Below are 15,270 nucleotides of genomic sequence, written 5' to 3'. Positions count from 1 at the left end.
GTCGTCAGAGGCTAGCGGCGGGCACTGACATCCGAGGACGGATCTGCCGGCCGGAGAGGAAGAGACGCAGGTCAGCGCCTGTCGTGCCGTGCGTCACCCTCGCCCCTGGCACAGGTCACTCGACCACGTGCCGCCCCTCGGGCCGGGCGCTGCAGGAGGCGCGGAACGCGCAGTGCGTGCAGTGCTGGCCGGCGGTCGGGGTGAACCGCTCGTCGAGGACCTTGCCGGCCGCGGTGGCCAGCAGTTCGCCGACCCACTCCCCCGCCAGCGGCTCCTGGGCCTGCACCTTGGGCAGGCTCTCGCCGCCGTCCCGCTTGGCCGCGCCCTGCCTGAGGTGTACCAGTTCCGCACCGCCGGGCTCTGGGCGCACGCCGTCGAAGGCGGTGTCGACGGCTCCCTCACGGACGGCGAGCTGGTAGACGGCGAGCTGCGGATGGCGGGCCACCTCGGCGGCGCTGGGTGCCTGCTTGCCTGTCTTGAAGTCCACGACGTAGGCGCGGCCCTCGCCGTCCGCCTCGACGCGGTCCATCTGGCCACGGATGCGGACCTGGTAGTCGCCCGCCTCGAGGGTGACGTCGAAGTCCTGCTCGCTCGTCACCGGGGTACGGCCGGTGCGGTCCAGTACGTGCCAGTTCAGGAAGCGTTCGAGCGCCGCGCGCGCGTTGTCCTTCTCCTGCGCCGACTTCCAGGGCGCGTCGAAGGCGAGCCCGTTCCACACCGACTCCAGGCGTTCCATGAGCACGTCGAGGTCGGCGGGGGTGCGGCCGGAGGCGACCTCGTCGGCGAGGACGTGGACGACGTTGCCGAAGCCCTGGGCGGTGGTGGCGGGCGCGTCGGCCTTCACCTCGCGGCCCAGGAACCACTGCAGGGCGCACGTGTGGGCGAGCTGGTCGAGGGCGCTGCCGGAGAGCACGACGGGCTGGTCGTGGTGGCGCAGCGGCACCTTGCTCTCGGTCGGCTCGAACATGCCCCACCAGCGGTAGGGATGCGCGGACGGCACCAAGGGGCGGCCGTCCTCGTCGGCGAGCGCGGCGAGCCTCGCCAGACGGCGGGCGGCGGCCTCCCGCAGGGCGGCCGAGGCGCGCGGGTCGACGGTGGTGGCGCGCAGTTCGGCGACGAGCGCGGCCACGGACAGCGGGCGGCGCGGGCGGCCGGTGACGTCCTGGGGTTCGACGCCCAGTTCGGTCAGGAAACGGGAGGGCTGGTCGCCGTCGTCGGCCGGTGCCTTCACGGCGGTGACGACGAGACGCTCACGCGCGCGCGTGGCGGCCACGTAGAACAGGCGGCGCTCCTCGGCGAGCAGCGCGCCCGGAGTGAGCGGTTCGGCGAGTCCGTCGCGGCCGATGCGGTCGGCCTCCAGGAGGGAGCCGCGGCGGCGCAGATCGGGCCACAGCCCCTCCTGGACGCCGGCGACGACCACCAGCCGCCATTCCAGGCCCTTGGCGCGGTGGGCGGTCATCAGGCGTACGGCGTCGGGGCGCACGGCTCGGCGGGTGAGGGTGTCGGCGGCGATGTCCTCGGCGTCGATCTCCTCCAGGAAGTTCAGGGCGCCGCGGCCTCCGATGCGCTCCTCCGCGCGCGCGGCCGTGGCGAACAGCGCGCACACGGCGTCCAGGTCGCGGTCCGCGTTACGGCCCGCCGCGCCGCCGCGCCGGGCGGCCCGCTCCAGCCGCGTGGGCCAGGGCGTGCCCTCCCACAGGTCCCACAGCGCCTCCTCGGCCGTACCGCCGCCCGCGAGGCGCTCGCGGGCCCTGCGCAGCAGCGCGCCCAGGCGCTGCGCCCCCCGCGCGTACGCCGGGTCGTGCGCCACCAGGCGCTCGGGTTCGGCGAGCGCCCGCGCGAGCAGCTCGTCCGAGGGCGGCGGCAGCGCGTTCCCGGCGGCCCGCTCCTCCTCGCGCAGGGCGCGCCCGAGTCGCCGCAGATCGGCGGTGTCCATACCGGCGAGCGGGGAGGCGAGCAGGGTGAGGGCGGTCTCGGCGTCGAGCCAGTGCGTGTCGGCGGCCGGCTCGGGGGCGGGCGCACGGGAGTCGGCGTCGGCGGTGCCGTCCGTGTCGGCCTCGGCAAGCGCATCGGCGTAGGCGTAGGCGTCGGCAGAGCCGTCCGTGTCGGCCTCGGCAAGCGCATCCGCGTAGGCGTAGGCGGTGCCGTCCATATCGGCCTCGGCAAGCCCATCAGTGCCGGCTTGGGCAGAGCCCTCCGTGTCAGCCTCGGGTGACCCCAGCGTGTCGACTTCGGCGGACCCCACTGTGTCGGCCTCGGCGGGCGCCGACGCTTCGGCATCGGCAGAGCCCTCCATGTCGGCCTCGCCGGACGCCCGAGTCACGGCTTCGGCGGTCGACGCCCCCTCCGCTTCGCCGCGCGCCTCCTCACCGGGACGCCGCGCGGCCTCCGCCATGGCCACCGCTCTGAGTGCCGTCAGCAGGGGGGCGACCGCCGGTTCGTGGCGCAGGGGCAGGTCGTCGCCGTCGATGTCCAGGGGGACGCCGGCCGCGGTGAGGGCGCGGCGGAGTGTCGGGATGGTGCGGGAGCCGGCGCGTACGAGGACGGCCATGTCGCCCCAGGGGACGCCGTCCTCCAGGTGCGCGCGGCGCAGGATGTCGGCGATGTTGTCCAGTTCCGTACCTGCCGTCGGGTACGTGTAGACCTCGGCGCGGCCGCCGTCCCGTACGGCCGCCGGCTCGCGGTGGGCGCGTACCTTCTCGGCGGGCAGCCGGGGCAGCGGCATGCGCTGGGTGATCAGGCGGGTCGCGGCCAGCAGGTCGGCGCCGGAGCGGCGGGAGGTGCGCAGCACCTCGACGGGGGCCGGGCGGCCGTCCGGGCGCGGGAAAGCCGCCGGGAAGTCCAGGATGCCGTTCACGTCGGCGCCCCGGAACGTGTAGATCGACTGGTCGGGGTCGCCGAAGGCGACCAGGGAGCGTCCGCCGCCGGCGAGGGCCTGCAGGAGCCGTACCTGGGCGGGGTCGGTGTCCTGGTACTCGTCGACGTACACGGCGTCGTACCGGGCGGCGAGCTGTGCCGCGACCTGGGGACGGTGGGCGAGCAGCACCGCGCGGTGGACCAGTTCGGCGTAGTCGATGACGCCCTGCAGGTCGAGGACGTCGAGGTACTCGGCGAGGAAGGCGGCGGCCGCGCGCCAGTCGGGACGGCCGATGCGGCGGGCGAAGGCGTCCAGCGCGCCGGGGCCGAGGCCCAGCTCGCGGCTGCGGGCGAGGACGGCGCGGACCTCGTCGGCGAAGCCGCGCGTGGTCAGGCAGGCGCGCAGTTCGTCCGGCCAGCGCACGTGGTCGAGGCCGAGCCGCTGCAGCTCGGGCTGCCCGGCCAGCAGCCCGCGGACGGTGACGTCCTGCTCGGGGCCGGAGAGCAGACGCAGGGGCTCCACGAACAGGCCGCTGTCCTGGTGGGCGCGGACCAGGGCATAGCAGTACGAGTGGAAGGTGGTTGCCCGGGGTGCGCGGGCCGCGCCGATCCGCAGGGCCATGCGGTCGCGCAGTTCGACGGCTGCCTTGCGGCTGAACGTCAGCACCAGGATCCGCTCCGGGTCCCCGCCACGGGCGATTCGCGCGGCCACGGACTCCACCAGGGTGGTGGTCTTTCCGGTGCCCGGACCTGCGAGAACGAGGAGTGGTCCGGTCCGGTGGTCAACCACGGCGCGCTGTGCCGCGTCCAGACGAGGGGGATCCACTGCGGCAGGCGGGGTACGGACCAGCCGGTAAGCGCCACGGCTCCCCTGCCGCACCGGGGGGTGCGGCAGGCGCCTGGTGGAGGAAGAGGAGCTCACGTGGTTCGCCGGTCCTGGTGGTTGTGCTGGTGGGCAGGCGGTCACGCGTGCGAGGCGGTGGCCGCGGGGTGAGGGGGGCACGTGCAGTCGACGCTACGCCGCCGCCCCGGACGGAAGCAGGGCTTCCGATTCTTCCCTCGCGGCCCTCGTGGCCCTCGCGTCACGTGGGTCCCTCACCACACGAACGTACGTCATGCCACGGACGTCCCCCGTGTCCCTCGTACGGGCCACAGGTTCCCCTCGACGGCATCCGATGGCGGAAGCTGTCAGGTGTGACCCTCCGCAACCGTGCCGCCGTCCCATCGCGCCCGTCTCATGTCGAGCCGCGGCAGATGGCCCTCGGTGCTCCTGCCCGCCTCCTTCAGCGGCGTGCCCTCCGCGCGGTAGTGGTCGAGGGCACGCAGCTCGTGGCCGGGCAGCAGCACCCCGTCGGCGCGCACCACGCGCCACCAGGGGACGGCTCCCCCGTAGAGGGCCATCACCCGGCCGACCTGGCGCGGGCCGCCCTCCTCGAGCCACTCGGCGACATCGCCGTACGTCATGACCTGGCCCGGCGGAATCCGCTCGGCGACCTCCAGGACCCGCTCGGCGTACTGCGGCAAGGTGTCCGCGTACCCCTCTCGGGTGTCCTCGGCAGGGCTCTGCTCGCTCATTCGCCCCATCCTGCCGCACCCCACCGACAACGCGGCACGGAAGTCCGGGCCCGGGCCCCTCGCCCTCGGGCGGCGCTTCCGGCAGACTGTCCGACCGCCCATCCGCACCCGATGCCCGCGTGTGCCGGTGGGGCATGCCACCATCGTGCGGGCGGTGACTGGTGATACGAGACCAAGAAGAGACCATGATGCAGCAGGGCGTGCACCCCGAAGGCGCGGAGGGCACCCCTGACGCTTCCGCGCGTCCCGAGACCGCCCGCTCCGGCCAGGCCGGCACCGGTGCGAAGGGCCAGGCCGGCACCGGTGCGAAGGGCCCGGACGACACCCGTGCGAAAGGCCCGGACGACACCCGTGCCCCGCGCGAGGACGCGCGCGCGGGCGACGGTGCGCACGAGGACGGCACGCGTGCGCGTGGCGTCGTCACCGGCGCCGCCGAGGGGTCGCACGTCTCCGGGAACCCGCGCCCCGACGAGGGCCCGGGCACCGGTGACGAAGATCCTCATCCGGAGGAGGTCGAGGGCGACGAGCCGCTGCTCCCCGCGCGCGTGCACCGCCCCCCCGACCTCATGCGGTTCCTGGTGGGCGTGCTCGCCATCGTCGTGCTGCTCGCGATCGCCGCGTTCGCGCACGGCACCACCTCAGGCCTCGAACAGGACATCAACAAGGGCACCGGGCAGGCCCCGGACCTGCTGATCAAGATCGCGGGACTCGCGTCCAGCATCGCGATCCTCCTGGTGCCGGTCGCCTTCGCGATCGAACGGCTGATCAAACGGGACGGGCTGCGGATCGCCGACGGCGTCCTGGCGGCCGTCCTCGCACACGGAGTGACCCTCGCCACCGACCTGTGGGTCGCCCGAGCCGCCCCGGACTCCATCCAGGAAGCGCTCACCCAGCCCTCACCGGGCGACATCCACGCCCTGACCGACCCGGTGCACGGCTATCTCGCGCCCGTCATCGCCTATATGACGGCCGTCGGCATGTCCCGCAGACCCAGGTGGCGCGCGGTGCTGTGGATCGTGCTGCTGCTCGACGCGTTCTCGATGCTGGTCACCGGCTACACGACCCCGTTCTCGATCATCCTTACGGTGCTGATCGGCTGGACCGTCGCCTACGGCACGCTGTACGCGGTCGGCTCGCCCAATGTCCGCCCCACCGGCCGGACCCTGATGGCGGGCCTCAGGCACGTCGGCTTCCACCCCGTCAGCGCGGCCCGCGAGGAGTCCGTGGAGACGGAGAACGGCGACCGCGGACGGCGTTACTTCGTCACCCTGGAGGACGGCCCGCCGCTGGACGTCACGGTCGTCGACCGGGAGCAGCAGGCCCAGGGCTTCTTCTACCGCGCCTGGCGCAACCTGACCCTGCGCGGCTTCGCCACCCGTTCCAGCCTCCAGTCGCTGCGCCAGGCACTGGAGCAGGAGGCACTGCTCGCGTACGCGGCGATCGCGGCGGGCGCCAACGCGCCCAAGCTGATCGCCACCTCCGAACTCGGCCCGGACGCGGTGATGCTCGTCTACGAGCACACCGGCGGGCGCACGCTGGACTCGCTGCCGGACGAGGAGATCACCGACGAACTGCTGCGCCACACCTGGCACCAGGTGCAGGCGCTGCAGTCCCGGCGCATCGCGCACCGCAGGCTGGCCGGTGACGCGATACTGGTGGATCGTTCCGGCAAGGTGATCCTCGCCGAGCTGCGCGGCGGTGAGATCGCGGCCGGCGATCTGCTGCTGCGCATGGACGTCGCGCAACTGGTCACCACGCTCGGTCTGCGGGTGGGCGCCGAGCGGGCCGTGGCCTCGGCCGTCGGGGTGCTCGGCCCGGACGCGGTCGCCGACTGCCTGCCGATGCTGCAGCCCATCGCGCTGACACGCTCCACGCGCGCGACGCTGCGCAAGCTGGGCCGGGAGCGGGCCCAGCGCGAACGCGAGGCGGTGCTGGAGGCGTCCCGGCAGGCCAAGCAGGCTCGGTTGGCGGAGGCCTCCGAAACAGCCGGACCCGTGCTCGAAAAGCGCGACAAGAAGACGGTCCGGGCCGAGCAGCGGGCCGAGAAGCGGGCCCTGGACGAAGCACTCGACGAGGCCCGCGAGGAGGATCTGCTCACCCAGATCCGCCACGAAGTGCTGCGGATCAGGCCGCAGGCTCCCGTGGAGCCTGCCCGTCTGGAGCGGGTGCGGCCGCGCACACTGATCAGCTTCATCGCCGGTGCCATCGGTGCGTACTTCCTGCTGACCCAGCTCACCCACATCGAGTTCGGTCCGCTGATCGCCAACGCCCAGTGGGGCTGGGTGGCCGCCGCGGTGCTGTTCTCCGCGCTCAGTTACGTGGCCGCCGCGATGGCGCTGCTGGGGTTCGTGCCGGAGCGGGTGCCGTTCCTGCGGACGGTGGCGGCCCAGGTAGCCGGGTCCTTCGTGAAGATCGTCGCGCCGGCGGCGGTCGGCGGTGTCGCCCTCAACACTCGCTTCCTGCAGCGCCAGGGCGTGCGCCCGGGGCTCGCGGTGGCGAGCGTCGGTGCGTCGCAGCTGTTCGGGCTCGGCTGCCACATCCTGATGCTGCTGTCCTTCGGCTACCTGACCGGCACCGAGAAGACGCCGTCGCTGTCGCCGTCCCGGACGGTCATCGCGGGGCTGCTGACCGTGGCGGTACTGGTGCTCGTGGTGACTTCGGTGCCGTTCCTGCGGAAATTCGTCGCCACGCGGGTGAGGTCGCTGTTCGCCGGTGTCGTACCCCGCATGCTCGACGTGCTCCAGCGGCCGCAGAAGCTGGTCACCGGCATCGGCGGCATGCTGCTGCTGACCTTCTGCTTCGTGATGTGCCTGGACGCCTCCATCCGGGCCTTCGGCGACAACTCGGCCTCGCTGAGCATCGCCAGTGTCGCCGTGGTCTTCCTCGCCGGAAACGCGCTCGGCTCCGCGGCACCCACCCCGGGGGGCGTCGGCGCGGTCGAGGCGAGCCTGACGCTCGGCCTGATCGCCGTCGGCCTCCCCAAGGAGGTCGCCGCACCGGCCGTCCTGCTGTTCCGGCTGCTGACGCTGTGGCTGCCGGTGCTGCCCGGCTGGCTCGCGTTCAACCAGCTCACACGCAAGGGCGCCCTGTAGGAACGCCGTCGCGGAACAGGCCTGCACAGCAGGCCAGGGGGCGTACCTCGTACGGCTCGCGTCCCGCGCGCCCCGGCGTGCGCGCGCGCAGGATGGATGCATGGCGAACCCCATCCGGCTGCGTGCCGCCGCTCTGACCACCAGCGCCGTGGTGCTGGCCGCTCTGCTGGCCGGATGCAGCGAGGGCGCCAAGGACGGGGACCTGCCGGCACAGAAGCTGGACTGGAAGGACTGCCCGGTGCCGTCCGAGGCGGAGGGCGGCGGCGCCTCTCCGTCCCCGCTGCCCAGCGGCGCCAAGTGGCAGTGCGCCACCATGAAGGCGCCCCGGGACTGGAGCGACCCCAAGGGCGACACCATCGACATCGCCCTGATCCGCGCCAAGGCCACCGGCGACCCGAGCCGGCGGATCGGCTCGCTCGTGTTCAACTTCGGCGGCCCCGGCGGGAGCGGCGTCACCACGCTACCCGCCTTCGGCGCGGACTACGCCGCCCTGAACACCCGCTACGACCTGGTGAGCTTCGACCCGCGCGGGGTCGGCCGCAGCGCGCCCGTGAAGTGCGAGAGCGACGCCCAGCTCGACGATTTCTTCCAGCAGGACGCGACCCCCGACGACAGCGCCGAGCGCGCCCAGCTGCTGGACCGCACCAAACAGTTCAACTCGGCCTGCGAGAAGAACTCCAAGGAGATCCTGCCGCATGTGCGCACCACCGACGCGGCCCGCGACATGGACCTGATGCGCCAGGTCCTCGGCGACGACAAGCTGCACTACTTCGGCATCTCCTACGGCACCGAACTCGGCGGCGTCTACGCCCACCTGTTCCCCAAGAACGTCGGCCGGGCGGTCTTCGACGCGGTCGTCGACCCCACCCTGAACCCCGAACAGAGCGCGCTCGGACAGGCCAAGGGCTTCCAGCTCGCGCTCGACAACTTCGCCGAGGACTGCACCTCGAAGACGACCGAGTGTCCCATCGGCGACACCCCGCAGGAGGTCAAGGACCGCATCGCCAAACTGCTGGCGGACCTGGAGAAGAAGCCGATCCCCGGCATCTTCCCGCGGCAGCTGACCCAGACCGCGGCGACCAACGGCATCGCGCAGTCCCTGTACTCCAAGGACTTCTGGGAGTACCTCACCGAGGGGCTCGAGCGGGCGTACGAGGGCGACGGCAAGATCCTGATGCTGCTGTCCGACTCGATGAACGGGCGCAGCGAGAACGGCGAGTACAGCAACATCACCGCGGCCAACATCGCCATCAACTGCTCCGACGAGAAACCGCGGTACGCCGCGGACCACGTCCAGCAGGCGGTGCCCGAGTTCCGTGCCGCCTCCCCGGTGTTCGGGGACTACCTGGCCTGGGGCATGGTCAGCTGCACCGACTGGGCCGTGCCCGGGGCCGCCGACCACCCCGACGTCAGCGCGCCGGGGTCGGCGCCCATCCTCGTCGTCGGCAACACCGGCGACCCCGCCACGCCGTACGCGGGCGCGAAGAAGATGGTGGAGGCGCTCGGCAAGGGCGTCGCCGTCGAGCTGACGTACAAGGGCCAGGGGCACGGGGCGTACGACAGCAAGAACAAGTGCGTGCAGAGCGCGGTGAACGACTATCTGCTGGACGGGAAGGTGCCGAAGGACGGCACGGTCTGCTCCTAGAATCCGGGAATCCCCGAACAAAACCCGAGAACCTCTGAAAAGTGGCAGGTCAGAGGGTTATCCACAGGCTGCCGCAGGCGGATCCCGCTCCGCCTACCATGGCTTGAACGCCCGCCGCGGCACGACGCGGAGGGCCTGCGAGGGGGGTGCGCATGTCTCGATTCCTGCGGTGGACGGCTGCCGCGGCCGCGGTGCTGCTGGCGGCCGGATGCAGCGGTTCGTCGGACGGGAGCCATGACGAGGGCAAGGGGACCGGCTCGGCCAGGGAGACCGGCCAGGCTGCGGCATCGGCGCCGCCGGCCACGGCGGCCCTCCCCTCCTCGCTCACCTCGCAGAGGCTCGACTGGCACCGCTGCAAGGCCACCGGGGACTCCGGCGCGCCGAGCGACGACTGGCGGTGCGCCACGCTCAAGGTGCCGCTCGACTGGTCGAAGCCGGGCGGCAGGACGATCGACCTCGCCCTCATCCGCGCGCGAGCGACCGGAAGCGGCCGGATCGGCTCGCTGCTGTTCAACTTCGGCGGCCCCGGCGGCTCGGGTGTGTCGGTCATGCCCTACTACGGGGCCACCGTCTCCAAACTGCGCGAGCACTACGACCTGGTGAGCTGGGACCCGCGCGGGGTCGGCGCCAGCGAGGGCCTCCGCTGCCGCAGCGACCGGGACATCGAGGCCGCCGAGGGAGTGGACATCACCCCGGACTCCCCGGCCGAGGAGAAGGCGTACCTGCAGGACGCCACGGACTTCGGCAAGGGGTGCCAGAAGGCCGCCGGCCCGCTGATGGCGCACGTCTCGACGACCGACACCGCACGCGACATGGACCTGATGCGACAGGTGCTCGGCGACCGGACGATGCACTACTTCGGCATCTCCTACGGCACCGAACTGGGCGGCGTGTATGCCCACTTGTTCCCGAAGCGGGTCGGCAGACTGATCCTCGACGCGGTGGTCGACCCGACCGCGGACGCCGTGGGCCACGCCGAGAACCAGGCCCGCGGCTTCCAACGGGCCCTGGACGACTACCTGAAGTCCACCGGCCAGGACCCGAAGCAGGGTTCCCGGAAGATCGTGGACCTGCTCCGGCGGCTCGACGCGAAGCCGCTGCCCACGTCGTCCGGACGGAAGCTGAACCAGACACTCGCGGTCACCGGCATCATCGTTCCGCTGTACAGCGAGGCCGGGTGGCCTCGGCTGACCAGCGCGCTCAAGTCGGCCGAGCAGGGCGATGGTTCACAGCTGCTGGCCCTCGCGGACGACTACAACGAGCGGGACACCTCGGGGCACTACGGCACGAGGGGCCACGCCCAACGGGTCATATCGTGCCTGGACGACAGGCAGCGGCCCACGCCCGCACAGACGAAGAAGCTGCTCCCGGAGTTCGAGCGGATCTCACCCGTCTTCGGGGACTTCCTGGGCTGGGACACGGCCGGCTGGTGCCACGACTGGCCGGTGCCGGGCCAGTACGACACCCCCGAGGTCAGCGCACCGGGTGCGGCACCGATCCTGCTGGTCGGCAACACCGGGGACCCGGCGACGCCGTACGAGGGTGCCCGCAGGATGGCCGACGAGCTGGGCAAGGGAGTCGGCGTGGAGCTCACCTGGAAGGGCGAGGGACACGGGGCGTACGGCAACGGGAGCGACTGCGTCGACTCGGCCGTGAACGCCTACCTGCTGCGGGGGACGGTACCGAAGGACGGCACGGTCTGCTCGTGACGACGGCTGGCGAGCACCGGCGCCGAAACGCACCCCCTCGATCTCAAGTAGGTTCGGCCTCCGACACGCGGTTGCCGGCCGACAACGACAGAAGCCCACGGCGTCTGAACCGGTCAGCGCCGTTGGCCTGTTCTGACCCGCTGCTCAACGGGCCGGCGATCAGGAGACATCTATCAGGTGGAGTTAGCGTTTCCCGTTCGGCTGATTTGACCACCTGTTAGCGTGCGCGGATGGAAGATCTGGGACCCGTGGCTTGGCCGCCTGAGCCGATCAGGACCGAAAGGCTCGTGCTCCGTGAGCCCGAGACCCGGGACCGTGCGGCGTTCATCGAGCTGCTCGCCTCGCCAGACGTGCACACCTACCTCGGCGGCCCCCGGCCGCGTGACGAGCTTGAGCGCGAGATGTCCGGGGCGCCCGAGCGGTGGCCCGGGAGCTTCGTCGTTGATCTCGACGGGTCGATGATCGGCCAGATCCTGCTCCGGAGAGCAACGGGACACCGTCGCCCGGCTGCCGCGGGGAAGGCCGATCTCGGCTACCTGTTCCTGCCGCGGGCGTGGGGATTCGGGTACGCCGCCGAGGCGTGCGCGGCGGCGCTCGGCTGGCTCGCCGGCGCGCTTCCCGGCGAGCCGGTGGTGCTCACCACCCAGACCGCCAACGTCGGCTCGATGCGTCTCGCGGCGAAGCTGGGGTTCACTGAGGTAGAGCGGTTCGAGGCCTGGGGCGCCGAGCAGTGGCTCGGCATGAGGTCCCCGGTCACGCCGTCCAGTTGAGTTTGCGACGGAACCGCCGGGGAGTACCCGCCCATCCACGCGCGAGCGGCCTGCAACCGCGACTTGCCCGCGCGCGTGCCGGGCGTCGCCTCTAGTACTCCAGCAGCACTTTGACGTTTTCCCTGTTCAGGGGCGGTTTGGGTGAGTGTAGTGGGCTGGTGGCCTGCCCGTGTTCTCTTTCCCAGCGCGAACGGTCCACGGCTGCGGGGAACCACGGGGAACTGCGGAGACACGCCAGCATTGACCCAGGGCCCCTACGCCACTCCATCGCAGGTCAGTGCAGGAGCCGCCGCGTGAAGACCCAAGATTCCCAAGCTGATGGCCCCGGGCTGACGTAATCGCTGCACAGTCGCAAGGAGGGACGGTTCTAATCTGCTGTCCCATTCCCTTGGGCCCAGACAGACTCCACGCCGTGCCAGGCTGATGGTCCGCCCAAGGCCTGGACAAGGTGTTCCTGAGTCGGATCGAGCGAGCGACGGGCCGCGTTGACGAACCTCACGTGCGCCTCGTACAGCCCGCCATGAATTGGCCGGAGTTCTTCCAGATCTGACGGCTGCCGACCATGGAACAGGATCGTGAACTCCTCGATGAAGTAGCAGATCCGCTCGGCCGCCGCCATGGCCTCCTGACTTGCCACCAGGGACATCGACTGCAAAGCGGCATTGAACGGCCCCCAGGCGACGGCGGGTGCGCGTCTGTCGACGAATGCCTCGCGAAGCTCCATCTCTACAGCGCCGAACGCTTGGAGGAACTTCTCATAGGCAGCGGTCCGCGACTCCTGGAGCCACTGGCGGTTCTGGCTGCGCCGCCCCACGACGCCACCCGCGATGACACCGACCACGGTGGCGGCAACGCCTCCGACGGTGGATATCAGGAGTCCCCATGGGACAGCCACGCCAAGTCTCCCTCCAGCTCGTTCGGGTCAGAATCCCGCATCCGGACCGGCACGATCAACGAGTGGAGCGAGGACCACGCGACGGGATCGCCCCGTGCCACAGTCGTGCCAGATCCAAGGGTCAGCCGCGGGGGGTGATTGGCACGCACACTGACCCCCGACAGCTCGGCCGTGGAAGCCGCAGGTCACACGCGAGGCACCCCGCCTCTCTCCTAAAGCGGGTGTCGCATGTCTCGCGATCATCGCTGAGCACGTGCCGGTGGTCAGCGCGGCGCGAGGAGTGCTGCGCTGAGTCACCCCTCAACGGATCGGAGATCGTGACTCTGAAAGAAGTGAACGTGCAGGCGGCTTGTGGGGAACCCGTACATGCGGTCCGTGAGCATGCGGACGAGGAACTCACCCAAACCGCAGTCGAATCGCTTCCAGTCGCCGAACTGGCCCACGAGGACGGGCCAGTCGTCCACATTATCCGTCCCGGTCGCCAGACGAAGTCGAACTCTTGCTCCGACGATCCCCATCTCAGGAGCCCCTCCGGTGCCGGGTAGCCCTCGCTCTTGGCCCAGTCCACCTCGTCGAAGCCGCCCGGACCGAAGAGGTCGACGATGTCCTTGTAATCGCTCGGCAGCGGGGTGCCCAGTTCGGTCTCGACGGCAGGCCAGTCGACGGCCGCCTGCGGCATCGGTTCCCAACCGGTGAGAACGCGCAGCTTCTCGGCCCATGAGGTTCCCTCGGGGAACCCGGTGACCGCAGGGTCCTCACGATGGGCGATCACCACGATGACGCGCTCCCGTTGTGGTCCCCGAACGGCTCGACGAGCGGCAGACCGGTGCGCTCAGTGAGTGACGGATCGGTGAAGCCGTCCGCGGCAAGGTTGCAAGGCCTGCCTGTCCACCGGCCTACTTCGGCAAGCAGTCCTCTCAGACTTCTGCCCTCTGGCGCCTCAAGAACGACCGGCGCGCCGCTCTCAACGGATGAGTCGATGACCTTCCAGATGGCGGCAACCACTTCCGAGTCCTCCATGGGACTCAGTGAACATCACGCCGCGCCCACTCAACCGCGCACACCTGGTGTCGGCCACCGTGCGCACCGATGGAGCGAGCAACCGCGGTGCAACAGGTAGTTTCACCATGGCCGTTCGGAGCACAGTGGCTGACTTGGGGGACACTCGGTGGACGAAGAGGAGATCAGGCGCGCGGTGGCACGAGGGATGCAGGACTACGAGAGGTCCCGTCCGAAGCCCAAGGGGATTGTCGCGGAGACGGAGAGCGCCGTAGGCGGCTGCGTAGCGATGTTCTTCGTGGCCCTGGTGATTCTGGGCATCGTTGCCGCCTGCGGCAGGTGACACCTCCCTGACGCGCGCCACTGGCGGGAGTCCTGGGCCGTCCCTGGGCCGTCCAAGGTCACCCGACGCCGACCGGCAACGACAGAAGCCCACGGCATCCGACCTGCTCAGAGCCGTGGGCTTCGTCAGTCCCGCTGTCAGCGAGAACGTTGATCAGTAGACCGGCTTCTGCGGCTCGATCTGGTTGACCCAGCCGATCACGCCGCCGCCGACGTGGACGGCGTCCGCGAAGCCCGCGGACTTCAGGACGGCGAGGACTTCCGCACTGCGGACACCCGTCTTGCAGTGCAGGACGATCTTCTTGTCCTGCGGGAGGCCTTCGAGGGCGGCACCCAGGAGGAACTCGTTCTTCGGGATCAGCTTGGCGCCCGGGATGGAGACGATCTCGTACTCGTTCGGCTCACGGACGTCGATGATCTCGATGTTCTCGCCGTCGTCGATCCACTCCTTGAGCTGCTTGGGAGTGATCGTCGAACCGAGCGCCGCCTCCTGGGCCTCCTCGGAGACGACGCCGCAGAAGGCCTCGTAGTCGATGAGCTCGGTGACGGTCGGGTTCTCGCCGCAGACCGCGCAGTCGGGGTCCTTGCGGACCTTGACCTGGCGGTACTGCATCTCCAGGGCGTCGTAGATCATCAGGCGGCCGACCAGCGGCTCACCGGTGCCGGTGAGGACCTTGATCGCCTCGGTGACCTGGATGGAGCCGATGGACGCGCACAGCACGCCCAGCACGCCGCCCTCGGCGCAGGAGGGGACCATGCCCGGCGGCGGGGGCTCCGGGTAGAGGCAGCGGTAGCAGGGGCCGTGCTCGGACCAGAAGACCGAGGCCTGGCCGTCGAAGCGGTAGATCGAGCCCCACACGTACGGCTTGTTCAGCAGCACACAGGCGTCGTTGACCAGGTAGCGGGTCGCGAAGTTGTCCGTACCGTCGACGATCAGGTCGTACTGGCTGAAGATCTCCATCACGTTGTCGGCTTCCAGCCGCTCCTCGTGAAGGATCACGTTCACGTACGGGTTGATGCCCTTGACGCTGTCACGCGCGGACTCGGCCTTGGAGCGGCCGATGTCGGCCTGGCTGTGGATGATCTGGCGCTGCAGGTTCGACTCGTCGACCTCGTCGAACTCCACGATGCCGAGGGTGCCCACGCCCGCGGCGGCCAGGTACATCAGCGCCGGCGAGCCCAGGCCGCCGGCGCCCACACAGAGCACCTTGGCGTTCTTCAGCCGCTTCTGCCCGTCCATCCCGACGTCGGGGATGATCAGGTGGCGGGAGTACCGGCGGACCTCGTCTACGGTGAGCTCAGCAGCTGGCTCGACCAGGGGTGGCAGCGACACGGGGACTCCGTTGGTCGGTCAATCACTACGGTTGTTCTCCCCGTAACACTGCCA

Annotated in this window: 10 protein-coding genes; 5 read left to right on the top strand and 5 right to left on the bottom strand. The window is 70.8% G+C overall.

Features of this window, described 5'->3' with window-relative positions:
- Positions 1–115: 115 nt before the first annotated feature.
- Positions 116–3,778, bottom strand: coding sequence for a UvrD-helicase domain-containing protein (locus ACWC5O_RS09890; RefSeq protein ID WP_450580972.1), 3,663 nt, complete (start codon positions 3,776–3,778; stop codon positions 116–118).
- A gap of 266 nt (positions 3,779–4,044) precedes the next feature.
- Positions 4,045–4,431 carry an MGMT family protein gene (locus ACWC5O_RS09885; protein ID WP_450580973.1) on the bottom strand — a complete coding sequence of 129 codons (387 nt, stop codon included), beginning with the start codon at positions 4,429–4,431 and terminating at the stop codon, positions 4,045–4,047.
- Positions 4,432–4,616: 185 nt separating this feature from the next.
- On the opposite strand from ACWC5O_RS09885, the gene ACWC5O_RS09880 reads away from it, so the two are divergent.
- The 4 genes from ACWC5O_RS09880 (at position 4,617) to ACWC5O_RS09865 (ending at position 11,647) form a co-directional block, all read left to right on the top strand.
- Positions 4,617–7,523: a lysylphosphatidylglycerol synthase domain-containing protein gene (locus tag ACWC5O_RS09880; protein WP_450580974.1), complete on the top strand. Its 2,907-nt coding sequence runs from the start codon at positions 4,617–4,619 to the stop codon at positions 7,521–7,523.
- A gap of 100 nt (positions 7,524–7,623) precedes the next feature.
- Positions 7,624–9,168: an alpha/beta hydrolase gene (locus ACWC5O_RS09875; RefSeq protein WP_450580975.1), complete on the top strand. Its 1,545-nt coding sequence runs from the start codon at positions 7,624–7,626 to the stop codon at positions 9,166–9,168.
- A 152-nt stretch (positions 9,169–9,320) separates the two neighbouring features.
- Positions 9,321–10,877: an alpha/beta hydrolase gene (locus ACWC5O_RS09870; RefSeq protein WP_450580976.1), complete on the top strand. Its 1,557-nt coding sequence runs from the start codon at positions 9,321–9,323 to the stop codon at positions 10,875–10,877.
- A gap of 230 nt (positions 10,878–11,107) precedes the next feature.
- A complete protein-coding gene (locus ACWC5O_RS09865) occupies positions 11,108–11,647 on the top strand; it encodes a GNAT family N-acetyltransferase (protein WP_450580977.1) in 540 nt (179 codons plus the stop codon).
- Between the two features lie 367 nt (positions 11,648–12,014).
- Here the strand turns inward: ACWC5O_RS09865 and ACWC5O_RS09860 are convergent, their stop codons facing one another.
- Complete coding sequence (locus tag ACWC5O_RS09860) at positions 12,015–12,542, bottom strand: hypothetical protein (protein WP_450580978.1); 528 nt, start codon at positions 12,540–12,542, stop codon at positions 12,015–12,017.
- A 768-nt stretch (positions 12,543–13,310) separates the two neighbouring features.
- On the bottom strand, positions 13,311–13,562 hold the full coding sequence (locus tag ACWC5O_RS09855; protein ID WP_450580979.1) for a hypothetical protein: 252 nt from the start codon (positions 13,560–13,562) through the stop codon (positions 13,311–13,313).
- Between the two features lie 148 nt (positions 13,563–13,710).
- On the opposite strand from ACWC5O_RS09855, the gene ACWC5O_RS09850 reads away from it, so the two are divergent.
- On the top strand, positions 13,711–13,884 hold the full coding sequence (locus ACWC5O_RS09850) for a hypothetical protein (protein ID WP_450580980.1): 174 nt from the start codon (positions 13,711–13,713) through the stop codon (positions 13,882–13,884).
- A 153-nt stretch (positions 13,885–14,037) separates the two neighbouring features.
- Here ACWC5O_RS09850 and moeZ read toward each other — a convergent pair whose 3' ends face one another.
- Positions 14,038–15,216 carry an adenylyltransferase/sulfurtransferase MoeZ gene (moeZ, locus tag ACWC5O_RS09845; protein WP_450580981.1) on the bottom strand — a complete coding sequence of 393 codons (1,179 nt, stop codon included), beginning with the start codon at positions 15,214–15,216 and terminating at the stop codon, positions 14,038–14,040.
- Between the last annotated feature and the right edge of the window lie 54 nt (positions 15,217–15,270).

The organism is Streptomyces sp. NPDC001450 (genome assembly GCF_053597295.1).
Note: the sequence above shows the minus strand (reverse complement) of the source record. Positions and strands in the feature narration are given on the sequence as shown.